Genomic DNA, 18405 nt, shown 5'->3' on the forward strand with positions numbered 1-18405 from the left:
CGGCGCCCATCGAGGTGGCAATCGCCGGAGTGGTCAAAGCTTTGCTGATCCTGTCCGATGCCGGGGTCTGCGGTGCTTCTGGGAAGATGCGGCTCGATGTGCCGCGGCGCGGGGTCGGCGGCGTCGCAAGAAATGCTGCGGGGTGGCGGATGGCGACAGAGAAGATGTTGGTCGAGTGGGAAGATGGGGCGCGTCTGACCCAATCGGCGAAGAAGCCCGGTTCATTCAGTGCTTTGACCCGTAACGGCGCCACGAACGACCTGGGTCAGGTTACTTTTCGCGCAATAGACGGGGAACGCACCGCACTCGGGAACTTCGTGCACGACGTTGCCGTCCAGGTCGCTGCCCAGGTCGCTGTCGCGTTGGCGGAGAAGGCCTGGGAAACGGCCAAGCCGCACGTCGATACCTGGGTGACCGAAACCGCCGTCCCGGCCGCCACGTCGGCGGTGGCGTCGGCTGGCTCTGCCGTTGGCTCGGCCGCGGTATCGATCGGGTCGGCGGTGGCGTCGGTCGGCTCCGTTGTCGGTACGGCTGCCGTGCAGGCTGGCTCCGCAGTGGGCTCGGCTGCCGTATCGGCCGGCTCCGCCGTGGGTTCGGCCGCAGTGGCGGCCGGCTCCGCGGTGGCGGCGGCCGGCTCGGCTGTCGGGTCGACCGCGTCATCAGCGTGGAACTGGCTGACCCGCAACGAGGGCAAGCCGGTCGTCGAGCTCGAGTCGTACACCGCGGTGGAGGCCGGTGTGGTGGTGGAGGTTACGCCGGTGGATGCATCGCATGACGTGGCCGCGGCTGTCGAGGCGTACCGGGCTGGTATGAGCCGGGCGGAAGCGCAGCAGCGCATCGTCGCGGCGCTGGCTGCCCGGCTGTTCAGCGAGCAGCAGATCGCGATCGTCCGCAACGCGCGGATCACAGACGGCGGCGACACACCGGAGCTGGACAGCGCAGCCCTGGCATCGACGCAGCAGCAGATCGGCGAGAGCCTCCAGCTGATTCTGGAGACCGCCACCACGCTGCTCGGCGAAGACGCGATGGCGGACCTGCGCAACATGCTCGGCTCTGCGCTCGCCGAGGAAGACGGGCAACTCGAACGACGCATATGAAGCGTCTCGCTCCCGTCAGTTGCGTTACACGCGCGGTTGTGGCAGTCGCGCAGCCGGCCGGCCGCGCTTGCCCGGCGGGGTGGTCGATGGTCGTGGTCAACCGGCCGGTGCATACTCACTGCCCATGACGTACGACCTCGCAGTCTGGGAAGGCGATCGCCCGGAGGAATCGGATGCGGCGGGGGTGTTCTCCGCGCTGTACGACCGGTACATGGCGGGAGGCGACTCGCCACCCACGCCGGCGATCAGCGCGTACGTGGAGGCGCTGCTGGACAGGTGGTTCGAGATGGGCGACCCGCGGGATGTCGACGACGTGAGCCCGTGGTCAAGCGCACCCCTGATGGACAACGCGTCAGGTCCGATCATCTACTTCACGATGCGGTACAGCATGGCCGACGAGGTATCCGCCGCCTGCGCCCGTATGGCCGCCGAACGGGGACTGGTCTGCTTCGACGTGCAATGGAACCAACTCCGGCCAACTGCCGACGAGTCCTGACCTGCGAAGTTTGGATCGGCATCCTCGTCTGCCGCGGCAGGGCCTCGGCGTTCATGGTGGCTGGTGACGCAACGCAATGCATGGCTGCGTCTCCCGTCCTGAGTTCCCGGGTGAGCTTGTCCTGCGGGCTGCGGTGGCGGCCTATCGCGTCTCGGCGGCGGTCGTCGGGGACCGGCTGGGCTGGTCGGTCTCGTCCGTGTGTCACGGGTACGGCAAGCGGCTCGAAAGCTGTGGATCAGTCCTGACCTGCACTGTGGTTCGGCAACCGCTGCAGCGCGGTGACGACCGTATGCAGCCGGCTTTCGAGCGGCCCGCTCAACTCCAGCACCGGCGTGTCCGGCCAGGCGTCCAACGGGTCGTCGTAGACCAGATCCAATATCGCGGCGTTCGCCTTCGAACGAAGGCCGGGCATGTCCGAAGGCGGCAGTATCTGCTCCGTCTCGGGTGTGATCACCAGGATGACCAGGAGATCCAGGCCTGCGAACACCGGCCGTAGCCAGGCACCGTCCGCCTCGTCAGCGGGGTCCGCGCCGGACGCGGCCAGGTATGCGAGAAAGTCCAGCGGCGTCCGGTCGAAGATCACGCCGGACGACGACGGCGGAGCCCGCGCGGGACGGCGCGGGCTCCAAGAGGTTCGGTCAGCTGTTGGACTTGGGCAGGCCCGGCGGGTTGACCGCGGAGGTGGGCACGGCCTCGGTGTCGAGGTTGTACGCGGCCAGCCACGCCTGGTACTGACCGTTCTGGATCAGGTAGTTGATCGCGTCGGCGATGGCTTTGATGAGGCCGTTGTCCTTCTTGGTGGTCGCGGCGATCAGGCCCTGCAGCGACTCGCCGGCGCCGGAGTAGACGCCGGCGTTGCGTACCGCGTCGGGGGTGCCCTGGGTCTGGCTGATCTGGAAGGCGATGCCGGGGTTCGGGCCGAAGTAGCCGTCGATCTGGCCCGAGACGATGGCCTTGAAGGTGCTGGGCGTGTCGGCGAAGTACTTGATGTCCAGGGTCTTGCCCTCGGCCTTGAGCTTCTCCTGCCAGGCGACCAGGATCTTCTCCTGGTTGGTGCCGGCGCCGACGGCGACCTTGAGGCCGGCGAGGTTGCGGTAGTCCTTGCCGAAGTTCCAGGAGCTGCCCTGCTTCACCGCGAAGCCGAGGTTGTCCTGGCGGTAGGAGGCGAAGTCGTACTTCTCCTTGCGCTGCTCGGTGTCGGTGATGTTGGAGAAGCCGACCTCGTTCTTGCCCGAGTCGATGCCGACGAACAGGTTGTCCCACGTGTCGTTGTTGAACTCGGGCTTCAGGCCCAGCACCGCGGCGACGAGCCGGCCCAGGTCGGGCTCGGCGCCGGTCGGGGTCCTGTCGTCGTCGCCGATGAAGGCGAGCGGCGGGAACCCGGTCGGCAGGGCGCCCAGGCCGATGGTGAGTTTTCCGTCGGCCTTTATCTTCTCCGGTACCGCATCCGCGATGCTCTGCTGCCGCTCGACCTTCAGTTCGGCGGGGCGGCCGATGCCCTTCGCCTGCGCGCCGATGCTCACACTGCCGGCCGGGGCGCCGGCGTCCGCCGCGGCGTCGGTGCCGCAGCCGGCGAGGAGGGTGAGCACAAGCAGTACCAACGCGGGCTTTTGCATGGTTTCTCCAAAGCGGTGTCAGAGGACCTTCGAGAGGAACTCGCGGGTGCGGGCCTGGTGCGGGCGGTCGAGGACGTCGGCGGGCGGGCCCTGCTCGACGATCGCGCCGCCGTCGATGAACACGACGGTGTCGGCGACCTCGCGGGCGAAGCCGATCTCGTGGGTGACGATCACGAGCGTCGTGCCGGTCGCGGCCAGCCGGCGGATCGCCGCGAGCACCTCGCCGACCAGCTCGGGGTCGAGCGCGGAGGTCGGCTCGTCGAACAGGATCACGCTCGGTTCGAGGGCCAGGGCGCGGGCGATCGCGACGCGCTGCTGCTGCCCGCCGGAGAGCCGGCGCGGGTAGGCGTCGCCGCGCTCGCCCAGCCCGACCTCGCCCAGCAGCTCGATCGCCCGCTCGCGGGCGGCCGCGCGGGGCAGCCGCCGGTGCGCGATGAGCGGCTCGGCCACGTTGTCGCGCGCGGTCAGGTTCGGGAACAGGTTGAAGCTCTGCGCGACGAACCCGATGCGCGTCCGCTGCCGTCGTACGGCACGTTCGGGCAGCTCGTGCAGGCGCGCGCCGCGGACCTCGACGCCGATCAGCTCGCCGTGCACCGCGACATAGCCGAGGTCGGGGCGTTCGAGGTGGTTGATGGTGCGCAGCAGGGTCGACTTGCCGGAGCCGGACGGGCCGAGGATCGCGACCGCCTCGCCGGCTTGGACGGTGAGGTCGACGCCCTTGAGTACCTCGTGCGGGCCGAACGCCTTGTGCACGTTGCGGATCTCCAAGGCCGGCGCGCTCATCGCGGGCCCCCGGCGGCGGCGCGCACCGTGCCGCGGGCGAAGTACCGCTCGACCCAGAACTGCACGACCGACAGCGCCGCGGTCATCAGCAGGTACCAGGCCGCGCCGACGATGAGGATCGGCACGATCGACTCGGGGTGGCGCGACTCCAGCACGAACACCGCGCCGAACAGGTCCAGCAGCGACACGTAGTAGACCAGCGAGCTCGCCTTGACGAGGCCGACGAGCTGGTTGCCGTACGCCGGGACGATCGAACGCAGCGCCTGGGGCAGCACCACCCGGCGCAGCTGCCGCGCCTTGGACAGTCCGAGCGCGGTGGCCGCCTCGATCTGCCCGTGCTCGACCGAGAGGATGCCGCCGCGGATCACCTCGGCCGCGTACGCCGCCTCGTTCAGACTCAGCGCGATGACCCCGATGGCCAGGGGCGTCAGGCTGCTCGTCCGCACCTCGGCGAACACCGGGCCCCAGGGGATGCCGACGCCGAGCCGCGGATAGAAGTACGAGAAGTTGAACGTGATGATCAGCAGCAACGGCAGCGGCAGGGCCCGGAAGAACCAGACGTACGCCCAGGCCAGCCCGCCGATCAGCGGATTGCTCGACAGCCGCCCGAGCGCGACCACCACCCCGAGCAGCAGCCCGAGGACCGCGCTCAGCGCGACCACCTTCAGCGTGACCACGACGCCGTCGAGGATCGACTCGCGGGTGAAGAACGGCCAGAACTTCTGCCACTCGTAGTGCGTGTTGGTGAACACGCCGATGACAAACTGGGCGAGCACCACCAGCACGACGGCACTCACGGCCCAGCGCCACGGCCGCAGGCGCGGCGTGACCCGCCGCTCGGCGATGCGCGGGTCGAGCCCGCCGACTTGGGGTGACTCCAGGGTCGCGGTCATGGGATCGACTCCATCCGGACGGCCGCAGGCACCCGCCACCGCGGGCGGGGCCTCATGCTGGATCGGGATCTTCTTGCTGTGCCCGCCGTACGGACGGCGCGCTCCTCGCCGCCGACGTTCTCGGGGGCGATCTCCTTGGCGGCGATCTCCTTGGCGGCGATCTCCTTGGCGGCGATCTCCTTGGCGGCGATCTCGACGATTCGGCGTCGGTCAGAACGAGGTGGCGCAACACTGCGCGCTGCCGACGCGGACGAGATCGATGTGCCGGCGCGCGAAGAAGTACCCGGTCGCGGGTACGCGCGCGCTGCTCATCGGATCGCCCTCCGCCGACGCGGATGGCGCTGACCGCATCCGCTTATAGGGCAACTTAGGGAGACGGCGGTAACTTGTCAATCCCTATCGGAAAACTAGTATTTAGCCACGACGGGTCGGCCGGGTCGCGTTGTTCTCGACGCGCCGGTCAGCCGCCGGGGCAGTTGTTGGACCCGCCGCTGTACGCCACACAGTGCGTCGGCGGAGTCCAAGGCGTGGACGGCTCAGCGTGGCGCGGATGCATGTCGTTCCAGCTGAGCCAGGACCCATAGATCGCGGGCAGGACGAGCACGACGGCGATCGCGAGGTACGCCCGGCGCACCCCATTCAGACGCATCACCCACGCCGCGAGCGCGATGACGAGCGGCCCCCCGACGAGCACCGCGACGGCGCTGAACCCGAGCCACCCGAGCTCCGGGTCCGGCGGCCGGTTCTCGTTGGGGCCGAGGATCAGGCGCGTGAAGTACGTCAACGCCAGCACCACAAGCGCGGCCAGCCACACCGACGTCAGCCCGGCCACCGCGAGACCGCCCCACACCATCCGCCGTACCGGCACGTCGTCCACATCGCAAACCTACGGACGCGCTTGTCGCCGGCCATCCGTGCACGTACTCAACCGCACCTGAGTACGGCCGCCGCCGGAGTCCGGTTGCTGCCGCTTCCCGCCGTGGCGACCTGGGCGGGGACTCGGCCGCTTGTCGTATGCAGGCGGGCCGGCGCCGTCCCCGATCGAGTTGCCCGGCGGCGGATCATGATTGCGTCCCGCGCGGATGGGTATGCAACGGGTGTTCGAATTAGGATTCCGTTGAGGAGCTGGCCGTGACTGACCGCAATCCGGAGAAGGACCCCGCCGACTGGGTGACCGGCGACGAGCCGATGACGGGCCCGCAGGAGTCCTACCTCGGCACCCTGGCCCGAGAGGCCGGACAGGACGTCCCGGAGGACCTCACCAAGGCCGAGGCGTCCGAGCTGATCGACGAACTGCAGCAGGAGACCGGCCGCGGCTGATCCGCCGCGCGGACTCCGGCCTCTGCGACTGGCCTCTGCGATTGGCTTCCGCGGCTGGGCTCCCGCAGCCGGAAGCCGACGCGGTTTGCGGCGGCCCAGGACCCAGCCGAACCGGCCCAGGGCCCGCCCGACCATCCGCCTTCTCCACCTTGGCCACCCCGCTGGGAACCGCAGCGGCCAGTTCCAGCAGCGCGCCGAGAACCGCCGACACGTGCCGCCTGGAAGTGGCCGAGCCCGCCCCTGCCTGGGCCCATATGAGGCACGCTGCCGGTGTCACCGGCGAGGGCAGGAAACCCCGACGGTGATCTCACCGGCCACGAGTCGTGGCCAAGGCACCTCGTGCGGCCAGGATCAAATCATTGTCCTTCCTCCCTTGGAGACGAAGCTTGTCGCTCTTCGACCGACGCTTCGTAAGACTGTCGGCCGCCACAACCACTCTCTGCCCACGCACGCTCGAGGGACTGTTCGGTGCCGGGTCGGCCCGAGCGGGGGCCACGGATCCGCACGTAGTGGTTCAGCAGCGTGCCGTCCCAGCGGGTCATGGTCCTTTGACCCGGACGGACGCCACGGCGTGCCGCGGTTTGCAGTCATGCGAAGCGGACCGCGTAGCGGTGGTACCCGGAGTGCGGTGCCCTCGCTGATCGGCGCGCCCGCCCCCGCTCCTCACACGGCCGCGGTCACGTTCGCCTCCGCCCGGCTCCCCACGTGACCGGGCTCGCGGAGGCCTTTCACGAGCAGCCACACCGCGAAGACCATCTCCTCGAGTCCGATCGGCGCGGCGAGGACGGCCTGGACGGCGGCGGGCAGGGTCATCCCGAACGTTTCCAGGGCTCCGCGCAGCACCAGCAGCCCGCCGCCGATGAGACCCCACCAGCCGAGCCACGGCGGGACCAGTCGACCACGGAGCAGCAGGGCGTTGAGCATGACCGCACTCGCGCCGAACACGACCAGGGTCCCGATGCGGACCGCCCAGTCGCGGCCGCTGAGCAGCGCGTCACCGGTGGCCGGCGGGGCATGCGAACCGGCCAGCGAGGTCATGACCAGCGCGGCGAGGGTGCCGGCGGCGATCAGCGCACCCTCCAGCGTCCGCGTCGCCACATACAGCGCCGCGACCGGTTCACTGACCCGGCGCAGGACCGGCCACAGCATGGCGGCGATGGCGGCGACGCTCAGCGCGAGCGCGATCTCCAGCAGCGCGCCCGAGGCCAGCTGCGCCCGATTGCCGCCGGTGGCCAGGAACTGGGAATCGGTGATCGGCAGCAGCAGGGATCCGCCGGCGATGGCGGTGGCCGAGGCCACGATGAACAGGATGCCGGCCGCTCGGGCCGGTGCGTTCGGGGTTCTCATGGCCGATGAGCCTCGTCGGTCGGCGGGGTTCGGACATCGGCCTGCGAGCCGGCGTTTTCCTCGGTCTGCGGACCGGTCCGCCGCTCGTTCTTTCGGCCGATGACGGGCGCCCCGCGGTGGCCGAGGCTTGACCCGTGTTCCGAGACGACCTGCGGCGGCTGTGGACCGAGCCGCGAGCGACCGACCCACCGGTGAGAGTGTGGCGGGACTGGGTCCTGCTCGCCGCCGGCCTGGCCGCCGCAGGACTCGAAACGGCCCTGCGCGGCGACGTGGTGCTGTGGCCCGTCTCGCTGCTCGTGACGATCGTCCTCTACGCGGCAACCCTGTGGCGCCGCACGCAACCGCTGGCGATGGTCGCCCTCGCGTTCGGCACCGGCATCGTGCTCACCCTCGTCGACGCGGCTGCCGCCCATGATCGCCCGCTCGGCCTCTACTCCGGCATGGTCGTCCTCATCTTCGTGTACGCCCTGACAAGATGGGGCTCCGGCCGCGAGATCGTCCTCGGCGGAGCGGTGACCCTCGCATCGTTCGCACTGTCGCTGGCCGTCAACGAGGTACCGGCGTCGGACGTCCTCGGCAGCCTGGTGTTCCTGGCCCTACCCGCGATCGCCGGGATTTCGGTACGGATGTGGGCGACCTCGCGCGAGCGCAACCTGGAACGCATGCGGGCCCGCGAACGGACGGCGCTCGCACGGGAACTGCACGACACCGTGGCGCACCATGTCGCCGCCATCGTCGTACGAGCCCAGGCGGGCAGGGTCCAGGCCGCAACCAGCGGCACCACGGAGATGCGGGAGACCCTGGAAGGCGTCGAGGAGGAGGGGGCAAGGACGCTCGAGGCGATGCGGGCCATGGTCGCGGCGCTGCGGGACGAGGACACCAGGGCCGAAATGGCGCCGACGGCCGGCGTGGCCGATCTGCAGCGCCTGACCCGCGGCCCGGCCGGACAGCGGCTGGCGGTCGACCTGTGGATCTCCCCGTCGGCGCATCGCCTGCCGGCGGCGGTGGATGCGGCCGTGTACCGGATCGTGCAGGAGTCGCTGACCAACGCGACCCGGCACGCGGTGGACGCGACCCGGGTCGAGGTCCGGGTCGACTCGGCCGCGGCGGATCGGGTCCGGGTAACGGTTCGCGACGACGGCGCAGCGGTCCGTCGGAGCCGAGGCCGAGGGCGGGACGGCTACGGCCTCACCGGCCTGCGGGAACGGGCGTCGCTGCTGGGCGGGAGTTTGAGCGCAGGACCCTGCCCTGGCCACGGCTGGCTGGTCGAGGCCGAGCTGCCGCGGTCGGTAGGGCAGGGGCGACGTTCGGCCCTCGTCGAGCAGGGGCCCGTGGGCCGGAGCCCGGAGCACCATCCGTCCAGCGGCGGAGACCGTCGTTTCGGCGACGTCCAGGGTGTGCCGGGCGAGGAGCAAGGTCCACCGGGCGAAGGTCAGCGTATGTCGGGCGAGAGACAAGGTGCGCCGGGCGACGTCCAGGGTGTGCCAGGTGCCGGGCAAGGTCCGCCGGCCGACGGCCAGTGTGCGTCGGGCGAGGGGCAAGGTGCGCTGGGCGACGGCCAGCGCGTGTTGGGCGAGGGGCAAGGTGCGCTGGGCGGCGGCCAGCGCGTGTCGGGCGAGGAGCAGCGTGTCCCGGGCGGCGGCCAGCGCGTGTCGGGCGAGGAGCAGCGTGTCCCGGGCGACGGCCAGCGCGTGTCGGGCGAGGGGCAAGGTGCGCTGGGCGGCGGCCAGCGCGTGTCGGGCGAGGAGCAGCGTGTGCCGGGCGACGGCCAGCCGGCTTCGAGCGGGGAGCAGCGCGCGGCGGGGGAGGGTCCGCGTTTGTCGAGCGCTGGGCATCCTGCGCTGTGCGAGGGGCAGCGGCCGCCGAGCGGCGGGACGTCTTCGGTGGACGAGGGGCGGTGAGCTGTGGCGATTCGGGTGCTGATTGCCGATGACCAGGCGATCATGCGCAACGGGCTGCGGATCATGTTGGATGCGCAGCCGGACATTGAAGTGGTTGCGGTGGCGGAGGACGGTGCCGAGGCGGTTCGGCTGGCGCGGGAGTTGCGGCCGGATGTGTGCCTGTTCGACATTCGCATGCCTGAGCTGGACGGGCTGGAGGCGACGCGGATGCTGGCCGGGCCCGGGGTTGCCGAGCCGATGGTCGTCGTGGTGATCACGCTGTTCGATCTGGACGAGTACGTGTATGGGGCGCTGCGGGCCGGGGCGCGCGGGTTTCTGTTGAAGGACGCCGGGCCTGAGTTGCTGGCGCAGGCGGTGCGGGCGGCGGCGGACGGGCAGGCGCTCATCGCGCCGAGTGTGACGGTGCGGCTGCTGGAGGCGTTCGCGAGTGTGCCGGCCGGGCGGACCGCGGTGCAGCCGGTGGATCCGTTGACGCCGCGGGAGGAGGAGGTCCTGATCGCGGTGGCGCAGGGGCTGTCGAACCATGACATCGCGGGTTCGTTGTTCATCAGCCTCAGTACGACCAAGACGCATCTGGCGAGTCTGATGGCCAAGCTCGGGGCGCGGAACCGGGTTGAGATCGCGATGTGGGCGTACGAGACCGGGCGGATCGTGCCCACCGGGAAGGGGGCCGCCGGCTGAATGAGGCTCGGACCGATCGGCTCGTCACCGCGGGGAAGTCAGTGATCTCCACACCTCGGCGACATATGCCGGTTGCTCTATGCACCGCTTCGTTTCACTGGACGATGGCAGGATTGATCGTCGACCTTCGATTTGTGGAGAAGCGATGCGCAGACTTCTGCCCGTGGTGCTTGCCCTGCTGGTTGGGGCCTTGAGTGCCGTCGTGCCGGTGCAGGCGGCCCTCGCCGCCGCCGACGGCACGCTCACCGCCTCGTCCGTTGCCGTGGGGAGCGACCTGCGGTTCACGTACTCGACGCCCCGGCCGAACGCCAAGAACTGGGTCGGGCTCTACACCGACCCCGGCAACGGGCCGGTGAACCAGGTCTACGTCGGCGCGTCGACCAAATGGGCGTACGCGACCGCCGCCAGCGGCTCCGGCACGCTGCCCACCAGCGGGCTCGCCGCGGGCAACTACATCCTGTACTTCCTGTACAACGACGGGTACACGTGGCTCGCCCAGCCCGTCAAGCTGCAGCTCACCAGCGCATCCTCCGGAAGCCTGAAGATCGCCTCCGCCACCGTGGCCGCCGGCACGCCGATCCAGGCGACCTACACCACGTCGAAGGTGAGCAGCACCAACTGGCTCGGCCTGTACCACAGCCCGGGCAACGGGCCGGTGAACCAGGCGTTCGTCGGCGCCTCCGAGAAGTGGGCCTACGCGACCGGCGGAAGCGGCACCGTCGCGGTCCCCACCGACGGGCTCGCCGCGGGCGACTACATCCTGTACTACCTGTACAACGACGGGTACACCTGGCTCGCGCAACCCGTCACGCTGCGCATCACCGGCAGCGGCGCCCCGCACTTCCCGACCGGCTCGTTCACGCTGCGCAACGCCAAGGTCGGCGCGGCCTACTCGGCGTCGGTCGGCGGGCTGGTGCAGGGCAACACGGCCGGACTGACCTTCGCCAAGACGTCCGGGCCCTCCTGGGTCTCGGTGTCGGCCAGCGGCGCGGTCGCCGGCACGCCCACCGCCGGCGGCACCGCGACCGTCGGGATCCGGGCCACGACCAGCACCGGAACCGCCGACGCCACGGTCAGCATCAGGATCCAAACCGCCGCACTTGTACCGCAAGTGCGCGCGATGAGCTGGAACCTGTGGCACGGCGGGACCGTGGTCAGCAACGGGCTGGAGAAGGAGCTCAAGTTCCTGCTCGACCAGGACGTCGACGTCGTCGGCATCCAGGAGAACTCGGGGGCGGCGGCGCAGCTCGCGGGCGCGCTCGGCTGGTCGTACTACCAGAACAGCGACGTCGCCGTGCTGAGCCGGTACCCGATCACCGCCACGACGCCGACCACCGCCGGTGTCGCCGTCGCGGCGAAGATCGACCTCGGGTCGCGGAGCCTGAAGCTGTGGAGCGCGCACCTCGGGTACACCCCCTATGGCCCCTATGACGCGTGCTTCGGGCACCTCTCGGTGCAGCAGCTGCTCGACCGGGAGTCCTCGTCGGGGCGGACCGGGCAGATCAACGGGATCATCTCCGCGATGGCGTCGGACCTGGCCGCGTCGGCGAGCACGCCGGTGCTGCTCACCGGGGACTTCAACGCGCCGTCGCACCTGGACTGGACGGCCTCGAACTCGCGGTGCGGGTACGGCGCGGTGCCCTGGCCGTCCTCGACCGCGCCGGCGAACGCGGGGCTCACCGACTCGTACCGGGCGGCGCACCCCAACCCGGCGCAGAGCCCGGGCAACACCTGGTCGCCGGTCGACAAGACGTTCGCCGGCGGGTACGGGTACGACTCGCACACCGGCGAGGCCGAGCCGCAGGACCGGATCGACTTCGTGCACTACCGCGGGCCGCTGACCGTCGTGTCGTCGGACGCGCTGTGGGTCGGGACGCCGTCGCAGAGCAACCCGGCCGGCAACGCGTGGCCGTCGGATCACGCCGCCGTCTTGACGGTGTTTCAAATGAACTGAAAATGCTCCTTAAGTCGGCGCGAGCGTTTGACAGGTGACGAACGCGCATCTTCGATGATGCATGTCCGAGGTGTGGGGCGGTCCGCCAGCCGCCCCACACCCGCGTCACCGGGTGGAGGCCCCTGCATGCGCGCAAGGTTCGTTCTCGGCGGTGCGGCGCTGGCCGCGGCCGTCGTCGGAGCCGGGGCCGCCGTGCTGGTGCCCGCCGAGGCCGCCAGCGGCGCCACGATCGTCAGCGTGGCGTCCGGGCGGTGCCTCGACGTGACAGGACGGTCGCACGCCGACAAGACCGCGATCAACATCTACGACTGCAACGGGCAGGACAACCAGGCCTGGACCTACACCCCGGCCGGTGAGCTCCGGGTGTACGACCAGCCGAAGTGCCTCGACGTCGCCGGTCAGGACACCACGTCGCCGGCCACCGCGCAGCTCTACACCTGCAACGGCGGGGCCAACCAGCAGTGGCGCCTCAACGTCGACGGCAGCATCGTGGGCGTGCAGTCCGGGCTCTGCCTCGACGTCACCGGCGCCACGACGGCCAACAGCACGCCCGTCAACCTGTGGACCTGCAACGGGCAGAGCAACCAGCAGTGGCGGAGCACGCTGGGCAGCGGCGACACGCAGGCCCCGACCGTTCCCGGCAACCCGCGGGTCAGCGACCTCGTCTGCGACGCGGCCACGTTCGCCTGGGACGCGTCCACCGACAACGTCGGCGTCGCGTTCTACGACGTGTACCACGACGGGCAGCTCATGACGTCCGTCCCCGGCAACACGCTGTCCACCAGCCTGACCGTCGTCGGCGGGGCCGCCTGGGGCCTGTACGTCAACGCCCGCGACGCCGCCGGCAACGTCTCCCAGGCCAGCACCACCGTGCCGATCACGCCGCCGCAGTGCCAGCCCGACAACCAGGCGCCGACCGCGCCGGGCGGGCTGACCGCGAGCGCCTCCGGCACCACGGTCAGCCTCGCCTGGAGCGCCGCCACCGACAACATCGGCGTGCGCGCCTACGACGTCTACCGCAACGACGCCAAGGTGGGCACCATCACCGGCACCGCGACCAGCGCCCCGGCGACCACGTTCATCGACAGCGCCCTCGCGGCGAGCACCACCTACCGGTACTACGTCGTGGCCCGCGACGCCCAGGCCAACGTCTCGCCGCACAGCGGCACGGCGACCGTGACCACCGGCGCGTCCTGCGGCAGCCCGGTGTGCGCGGTGACCCAGATCGGCACCGACACCGACATCCCGTGGGGGCTCGCCACGCTCCCGGACGGCAGCATCCTCTACACCCGCCGCGACGCCCACGACATCGTCAAGCTCAACCCGGCCACGGGCGCGCGGACCGTCGTCGGCACGGTCCCCAACGTGCAGAGCACCGACGGCGAGGGCGGGCTCATGGGCCTCGCGATCAGCGGCGGCTTCGCGACCGACCACTGGCTGTACATCATGCACACCTCGCCCTCCGACAACCGGATCGTGCGGATCAAGCTCGAGGGCGACCGGCTCGACACGGCCGGCGAGCAGGTGCTGCTCTCGGGCATCCTGCGCAACAAGTTCCACGACGGCGGGCGGCTGCGCTTCGGCCCCGACGGCAAGCTCTACGCGGCCACCGGCGACGCCCAGAACGGCGCCAACGCGCAGAACACCGGCAACCTCAACGGCAAGATCCTGCGGCTGAACCCCGACGGCTCGGTGCCCTCCGACAACCCGTTCGGCAACTACGTGTGGAGCTTCGGGCACCGCAACCCGCAGGGCCTGGCCTTCGACTCGCAGGGCCGGCTGTGGGAGCAGGAGTTCGGCAACTCCGTCATGGACGAGACGAACCTGATCACCCGCGGCGGCAACTACGGCTGGCCCGCCTGCGAGGGCACCAGCGGCACCTGCGGGACCGCCGGCTACATCGCGCCGAAGCGCACCTACCCGACGGCCGACGGCTCCTGCTCGGGCCTCGCCGTCGTCCGGGACGTCGTCTACATCGCCTGCCAGCGCGGCACCCGCCTCTACCGCGCCCAGATCAGCGGCTCGGCCCTGCAGACCCCGCAGGTGTACTTCAACGGCACCTACGGCCGCCTGCGCACCGTCGAACCGGCCCCGGACGGCGGGCTGTGGCTCACCACGTCCAACGTCGGCGACAAGGACAGCGTCCCGAACAACAGCGACGAAAAGCTCTTCCACGTGACCCTCAGCTGACCTTCCGCCGCACCCACCAGAGCCCGAACCCGGCCAGCAGCACGCTGAGCACCAGGTACGCCGAGGTCTCGATCCACTGGAACGGCCAGTAGCGGCTGCCGGGCTGGTAGGTGTAGGTGAAGTGCAGGTTCCTCGTGGCCAGGCAGTCGAAGTCCTTGTCGATGCTGCCCGTCATGCACGAACGGTTCTGCTCGGACGTGTAGGGCGTGCCGTCGGCGTTGTAGATCTGGTGGATCGAGTCCGACGGCCAGGTGCCCGCCATCGTGTACCCGATGATGCGCGCCGAGCTCTGGTTGAGCCCGAAGCCGTTGGCGTGGGCGAGCACGTCCTGGGTGAGCGCCACGTCCGTGGTCACCGGCGGCAGCAGATGCGAGCGGATCGCGTTGGGCACCAGGATCTGCAGCGCGGCGTACACCGCGACGACGATCGCCATGCTCGCCACCGTGCGGCGCACGAGCAGGCCCACGACGACGCCGAGGACGAACGCGAACAGCGCGTAGCCCAGTGGCACCACGTTGCGGGCGCCGAAGTTCGGCGCGGCGAACCGGTTGCCGACGTACTGGTCGTAGTCGCTCGCGCTCCAGGTGACCAGCAGGCTGAGCAGCCCGGCGGCGGCGAGCGCGGCCAGTCCCAGCACGGCGAGCTTCACACCCAGCCAGCGCCCGCGGGTCACACTCTGGTTCCACACCAGCCGATCGGTCTTCGTCTCCAGCTCGCGGGCGACCAGCGGGGCGCCCCAGAACACGCCGATCAGGCCGGGCACGGCCATCAGCAGCAGGCTCACGATGCCGACCGGCGCCTCGTACCGGTTGAGGAACTCCCGCTTCGTCACGAGGCAGTCCTCGGGCACACAGCCGAGCACCTGCGAGGTGTAGTCGTGGCGGATCTGCACGCCGATGTAGAGCAGGTAGGCGGCCAGCGCCGCCAGCGCGACCGCCGCCACGATCGCCTGCGTGCGGAACTGCCGCCAGGTCAGCCAGATCATCGCGCCGCCTCCGCCGCCATCATGTACGCCATCCCGACGTCCTCCAGATCCGTGTGCTCGGCGCCGTCCGGCGGCTCCGCGGCATGCACCACCGACGGGCCGTTGCGCTCGGTGAACACGACCCGCGCGCCGGGCGGCAGCGCGCCCGCGCCGGCCGGGATCCGGTGGTGCACCGCGAGCAGGTCGGCGACGTCCCCGGCCACCTGCACCCGGCCGCCGGCCAGCACGATCAGGTGGTCGCAGACCTGGGTCAGGTCGCCCAGCAGGTGCGAGGAGAGCACGACCGTCACCCCGAGCTCGGTGACGAAGTCGAGCAGGTCGTAGAGGAACGTGCGGCGCGCGATCGGGTCCAGCGAGGCCACCGGCTCGTCGAGGATCAGCAGCTCGCCGCGCTTGGCCGCGGCGATCGTCAGGGCCAGCTGGGCCCGCTGCCCGCCGGAGAGCCGCCCGGCCTTCTGCGCGGGGTCCAGGCCGAGCCGCTCGATGCGCCGCCTGGCCAGGCCGTCGTCCCACCCCGGGTTGAGCCGCGCGCCGAGGCGCAGGTGGTCGGCGACGGACAGCCCGGAATACACCGGAGCGTCCTGCGCCACGAACCCCACCCGGGCCAGTTGCGCGGCGTCGGCGGCCGGGGCGTTGCCCAGCACCGTGATCCGCCCCTCGCTCGGCGCGATCAGCCCGCAGGTGAGCGCGAGCAGCGTCGACTTGCCGGCGCCGTTGGGCCCGACCAGGCCGACGATCCGTCCCGCCGGCACGGTGAGCGTGCAGTCGGTCAGGGCCGGGCGCCGGCCGTACCGTTTGCTGAGCCGTTCTGTCTCGATGACCGTTGTCGTCATGGGGCTGTTTGTAGTCCTCGGCCGGTGTCAGCCAGGTGTCAATCGTTGTGACCTGGTTGTCACCGGGCGGGGTCTAGGGTCGGCCGCATGAGGGTGCTGGTGGTGGAGGATCAGCGGCAGCTCGCCGACTCGGTCGCGCGGGTGCTGCGCCGCGAGGGGCTGGCGGTCGACGTGGCCTACGACGGGGGTGCGGCGCTGGAACGGACGGACGTCGTGGAGTACGACGTGGTGGTCCTCGACCGCGACCTGCCCGGCGTGCACGGCGACGACGTGTGCCGGGCCCTCGTCGCCCGCGAGGCGCCGAGCCGGGTGCTCATGCTCACCGCCTCCGGCACCATCGCCCAGCGGGTCGAGGGGCTGGGCCTGGGCGCCGACGACTACCTGCCCAAGCCGTTCGCCTACGCCGAGCTCGTCGCCCGCATCCGCGCCCTCGGCCGCCGGTCCCGCCCGGCCGTCCCGCCGATCCTCGTCCACGGCGACCTGCGCCTCGACCCGGCCCAGCGGGTCGCCACCCGCGACGGCGCCCGGCTGGCGCTGAGCCCGAAGGAGTTCGCCGTGCTCGAGCACCTGCTGGCCGGGCGCGGCCGGGTGGTGTCCGCGGAGGAGCTGCTCGACCGGGTCTGGGACGAGGCCGCCGACCCGTTCACGACCACCGTTAAGGCGACCATCAACCGGCTGCGCACCAAGCTCGGCGAACCGCCGCTGATCGAGACCGTCGCCCGCGCCGGGTACCGGATCTAGGCCATGCCCGCGTCCAACCGGCTGCGATGGCGGCTCACCCTGCTGTACAGCCTCGCCACCCTCGTCTCCGGCGCGGTGCTGATCCTGATCGTGATCAGCCTGTCGGCCGGGCTGCCGCCGACCGACGTCGCCCAGACGCCGCGCTCGATGGGCCTGCCCCGCCCGCCCCGCGTCGAGACCGGGGTGCGGATCGGCAGCGCCGACAGCGAGACCCAGAACTTCAAGGAGCGGGTGCTCATCACCCCCGGGCTCGCCCTGCTCATCATGGTGCCGATCTCACTGGGCGTCGGCTGGCTGATCGCCGGGCGGATGCTGCGCCCGGTCCGCACGATGACCGGCCGCCTGCAGCGCATATCGGGGCGCAACGTGCACGAGCGGCTGGCCGTGGAGGGGCCGCGCGACGAGTTCAAGGAGCTCGCCGACACCATCGACGCGCTGCTCGGGCGGCTGGAGACGGCGCTGGACGGGCACAAGCGGTTCGTCGCCAACGCCGCCCACGAGCTGCGCACCCCGCTCACCGTCGAGCACGCCCTGCTGGAGGAGCCGCTGATCGACCCGGAGGCGGGCGTCGAGGAGTACCGGGCCAGCTTCGAGCGATTACTCGCGGTCAACCGGCAGCGCGGGGCCCTGCTCGAGTCGCTGCTCACCCTGGCCGGCAGCGAGTCGGCCCGGGAGACCGGCGTGCCCGTCGACCTCGACGCCGTGGTCCGCGACGCCCTGCACGGCCTCGCGGGCGAAACCACGGGCGGCGTCACGGGCGGAACGGCGGGCGGAACCCCGGTCAGCGTCGCGGGCGGGCTGACCGTGACGGCGACCATCCGCCCGGCCCGCATCCTGGGCGACCCGACGCTGCTGGCCCGGCTCGTCGCCAACCTGCTCGACAACGCGATCCACTACAACACGCCCGGCGGCACCGTCGAGGTGGGCACCCGCCAGCTGGACGGGTACGCTCGGCTGATCATCACCAACACCGGCCCCGAGGTGCCGCCCGACCAGGTCGAGCGGCTGTTCGAGCCGTTCCAGCGGCTGCGCCGGGTCGCCGACGACGGCCACCACGGGCTCGGCCTGTCGATCGTGCGGGCCATCGCGACCGTGCACGGCGCGACCCTGCAGGCCCGGCCGCGCCCGGGCGGCGGGCTGAGCGTGCAGGTCCTGTTCCCGGTGGACCACGTTGGCTGAGCGCACCCCGCGCGCCGAGGGCACGCCGCGCGCTCAGGGCACTCCGCGCGCCGAGGGCACGCCGAGCGCTCAGGGCACGCCGCGCGGACAGCGCACCCCGCGCGGGATCGTCGACACCCTCGCCGACACGCGGCACTGGCGGCTGCCCGCGGCGGCCTGGATCCTGCTCGACGGGCTCGCCACCCGCGTCGACCGGGCCCTGCGCGACGACGACCCGGCCGCGCTGCAGGACGCCCACCAGCGACTCGAACTGCTGCGTCCCGGCCCGACGCCGTCCATCGGCGGCCATGGTACGTCGCTGTGCCCGCCCGCCCTCGCCGAGAAGATCGACACGCTCATCCGCCGCGTGCACACGGGCATCTCCTAAGCCGGCGCCCCTCGTCGACCCC

Annotated in this window: 18 protein-coding genes; 10 read left to right on the forward strand and 8 right to left on the reverse strand. The window is 71.1% G+C overall.

Features of this window, described 5'->3' with window-relative positions:
- The first annotated feature begins 41 nt into the window (after positions 1–41).
- Both ACQPZ4_RS23990 and ACQPZ4_RS23995 read left to right on the forward strand, forming a co-directional pair.
- Complete coding sequence (locus ACQPZ4_RS23990; RefSeq protein WP_433065277.1) at positions 42–1097, forward strand: hypothetical protein; 1056 nt, start codon at positions 42–44, stop codon at positions 1095–1097.
- Positions 1098–1221: 124 nt separating this feature from the next.
- Positions 1222–1593 carry a hypothetical protein gene (locus ACQPZ4_RS23995; RefSeq protein WP_433065280.1) on the forward strand — a complete coding sequence of 124 codons (372 nt, stop codon included), beginning with the start codon at positions 1222–1224 and terminating at the stop codon, positions 1591–1593.
- A 235-nt stretch (positions 1594–1828) separates the two neighbouring features.
- On the opposite strand, the gene ACQPZ4_RS24000 is transcribed toward ACQPZ4_RS23995, so the two are convergent.
- The 5 genes from ACQPZ4_RS24000 to ACQPZ4_RS24020 all read right to left on the reverse strand — a co-directional run bounded on the left by ACQPZ4_RS24000 (position 1829) and on the right by ACQPZ4_RS24020 (position 5762).
- Positions 1829–2176, reverse strand: coding sequence for a hypothetical protein (locus ACQPZ4_RS24000; protein ID WP_433065282.1), 348 nt, complete (start codon positions 2174–2176; stop codon positions 1829–1831).
- Positions 2177–2231: 55 nt separating this feature from the next.
- A complete protein-coding gene (locus tag ACQPZ4_RS24005; RefSeq protein ID WP_433065285.1) occupies positions 2232–3209 on the reverse strand; it encodes an ABC transporter substrate-binding protein in 978 nt (325 codons plus the stop codon).
- Positions 3210–3227: 18 nt separating this feature from the next.
- Positions 3228–3992: an amino acid ABC transporter ATP-binding protein gene (locus ACQPZ4_RS24010; protein WP_433065288.1), complete on the reverse strand. Its 765-nt coding sequence runs from the start codon at positions 3990–3992 to the stop codon at positions 3228–3230.
- Positions 3989–4885 (reverse strand): amino acid ABC transporter permease, encoded by an 897-nt coding sequence (locus tag ACQPZ4_RS24015; protein ID WP_433065291.1) that lies wholly within the window; start codon positions 4883–4885, stop codon positions 3989–3991. Before ACQPZ4_RS24015 ends, ACQPZ4_RS24010 begins: the two co-directional genes overlap by 4 nt.
- A 460-nt stretch (positions 4886–5345) precedes the next feature.
- Complete coding sequence (locus ACQPZ4_RS24020) at positions 5346–5762, reverse strand: DUF6234 family protein (protein ID WP_433065293.1); 417 nt, start codon at positions 5760–5762, stop codon at positions 5346–5348.
- A gap of 254 nt (positions 5763–6016) precedes the next feature.
- Between ACQPZ4_RS24020 and ACQPZ4_RS24025 the strand changes: the two genes are divergently transcribed.
- A complete protein-coding gene (locus ACQPZ4_RS24025; RefSeq protein ID WP_433065296.1) occupies positions 6017–6205 on the forward strand; it encodes a DUF3072 domain-containing protein in 189 nt (62 codons plus the stop codon).
- Positions 6206–6868: 663 nt separating this feature from the next.
- On the opposite strand, the gene ACQPZ4_RS24030 is transcribed toward ACQPZ4_RS24025, so the two are convergent.
- Positions 6869–7552: a DUF4386 domain-containing protein gene (locus tag ACQPZ4_RS24030; RefSeq protein ID WP_433065299.1), complete on the reverse strand. Its 684-nt coding sequence runs from the start codon at positions 7550–7552 to the stop codon at positions 6869–6871.
- A 197-nt stretch (positions 7553–7749) separates the two neighbouring features.
- Here ACQPZ4_RS24030 and ACQPZ4_RS24035 point away from each other — a divergent pair, with 197 nt between their 5' ends.
- From ACQPZ4_RS24035 to ACQPZ4_RS24050, 4 genes are all read left to right on the forward strand, one after another.
- Entirely contained in the window at positions 7750–9453 is a 1704-nt protein-coding gene (locus ACQPZ4_RS24035) for a sensor histidine kinase (RefSeq protein WP_433065302.1), read from the forward strand.
- A 3-nt stretch (positions 9454–9456) separates the two neighbouring features.
- Positions 9457–10134: a response regulator gene (locus ACQPZ4_RS24040; protein WP_433065305.1), complete on the forward strand. Its 678-nt coding sequence runs from the start codon at positions 9457–9459 to the stop codon at positions 10132–10134.
- Between the two features lie 145 nt (positions 10135–10279).
- Positions 10280–12088, forward strand: a complete 1809-nt coding sequence (locus ACQPZ4_RS24045) for an endonuclease/exonuclease/phosphatase family protein (RefSeq protein ID WP_433065308.1) — start codon at positions 10280–10282, stop codon at positions 12086–12088.
- A gap of 126 nt (positions 12089–12214) precedes the next feature.
- On the forward strand, positions 12215–14278 hold the full coding sequence (locus ACQPZ4_RS24050; RefSeq protein ID WP_433065311.1) for a PQQ-dependent sugar dehydrogenase: 2064 nt from the start codon (positions 12215–12217) through the stop codon (positions 14276–14278).
- Here ACQPZ4_RS24050 and ACQPZ4_RS24055 read toward each other — a convergent pair.
- A complete protein-coding gene (locus ACQPZ4_RS24055) occupies positions 14271–15263 on the reverse strand; it encodes an ABC transporter permease subunit (RefSeq protein ID WP_433065313.1) in 993 nt (330 codons plus the stop codon). The genes ACQPZ4_RS24050 and ACQPZ4_RS24055 overlap by 8 nt on opposite strands.
- The gene (locus tag ACQPZ4_RS24060) at positions 15260–16096 is read right to left on the reverse strand and encodes an ABC transporter ATP-binding protein (protein ID WP_433065316.1); all 837 of its coding nucleotides are present in this window, start codon (positions 16094–16096) and stop codon (positions 15260–15262) included. Before ACQPZ4_RS24060 ends, ACQPZ4_RS24055 begins: the two co-directional genes overlap by 4 nt.
- Positions 16097–16183: 87 nt before the next feature.
- On the opposite strand from ACQPZ4_RS24060, the gene ACQPZ4_RS24065 reads away from it, so the two are divergent.
- From ACQPZ4_RS24065 to ACQPZ4_RS24075, 3 genes are read left to right on the forward strand one after another with little or no spacing between them, the layout of a single operon-like run.
- Positions 16184–16837 carry a response regulator transcription factor gene (locus ACQPZ4_RS24065; RefSeq protein WP_433065319.1) on the forward strand — a complete coding sequence of 218 codons (654 nt, stop codon included), beginning with the start codon at positions 16184–16186 and terminating at the stop codon, positions 16835–16837.
- 3 nt (positions 16838–16840) lie between these two features.
- Positions 16841–18016 carry a sensor histidine kinase gene (locus tag ACQPZ4_RS24070; RefSeq protein WP_433065321.1) on the forward strand — a complete coding sequence of 392 codons (1176 nt, stop codon included), beginning with the start codon at positions 16841–16843 and terminating at the stop codon, positions 18014–18016.
- Complete coding sequence (locus ACQPZ4_RS24075) at positions 18009–18383, forward strand: CATRA system-associated protein (RefSeq protein WP_433065323.1); 375 nt, start codon at positions 18009–18011, stop codon at positions 18381–18383. The genes ACQPZ4_RS24070 and ACQPZ4_RS24075 overlap by 8 nt, the downstream gene beginning before the upstream one ends.
- Positions 18384–18405: the final 22 nt, after the last annotated feature.

The organism is Dactylosporangium sp. CS-033363 (genome assembly GCF_050942475.1).
GTDB lineage: Bacteria > Actinomycetota > Actinomycetes > Mycobacteriales > Micromonosporaceae > Dactylosporangium.

Excerpts from the sequence above, each read along its gene's own strand:
- ACQPZ4_RS23995 (WP_433065280.1), top strand. The coding sequence starts at position 1,222 with ATGACGTACGACCTCGCAGTCTGGGAAGGCGATCGCCCGGAGGAATCG.
- ACQPZ4_RS24005 (WP_433065285.1), bottom strand. The coding sequence starts at position 3,209 with ATGCAAAAGCCCGCGTTGGTACTGCTTGTGCTCACCCTCCTCGCCGGC.
- ACQPZ4_RS24010 (WP_433065288.1), bottom strand. The coding sequence starts at position 3,992 with ATGAGCGCGCCGGCCTTGGAGATCCGCAACGTGCACAAGGCGTTCGGC.
- ACQPZ4_RS24015 (WP_433065291.1), bottom strand. The coding sequence starts at position 4,885 with ATGACCGCGACCCTGGAGTCACCCCAAGTCGGCGGGCTCGACCCGCGC.
- ACQPZ4_RS24030 (WP_433065299.1), bottom strand. The coding sequence starts at position 7,552 with ATGAGAACCCCGAACGCACCGGCCCGAGCGGCCGGCATCCTGTTCATC.
- ACQPZ4_RS24045 (WP_433065308.1), top strand. The coding sequence starts at position 10,280 with ATGCGCAGACTTCTGCCCGTGGTGCTTGCCCTGCTGGTTGGGGCCTTG.
- ACQPZ4_RS24050 (WP_433065311.1), top strand. The coding sequence starts at position 12,215 with ATGCGCGCAAGGTTCGTTCTCGGCGGTGCGGCGCTGGCCGCGGCCGTC.
- ACQPZ4_RS24055 (WP_433065313.1), bottom strand. The coding sequence starts at position 15,263 with ATGATCTGGCTGACCTGGCGGCAGTTCCGCACGCAGGCGATCGTGGCG.
- ACQPZ4_RS24060 (WP_433065316.1), bottom strand. The coding sequence starts at position 16,096 with ATGACGACAACGGTCATCGAGACAGAACGGCTCAGCAAACGGTACGGC.
- ACQPZ4_RS24065 (WP_433065319.1), top strand. The coding sequence starts at position 16,184 with ATGAGGGTGCTGGTGGTGGAGGATCAGCGGCAGCTCGCCGACTCGGTC.
- ACQPZ4_RS24070 (WP_433065321.1), top strand. The coding sequence starts at position 16,841 with ATGCCCGCGTCCAACCGGCTGCGATGGCGGCTCACCCTGCTGTACAGC.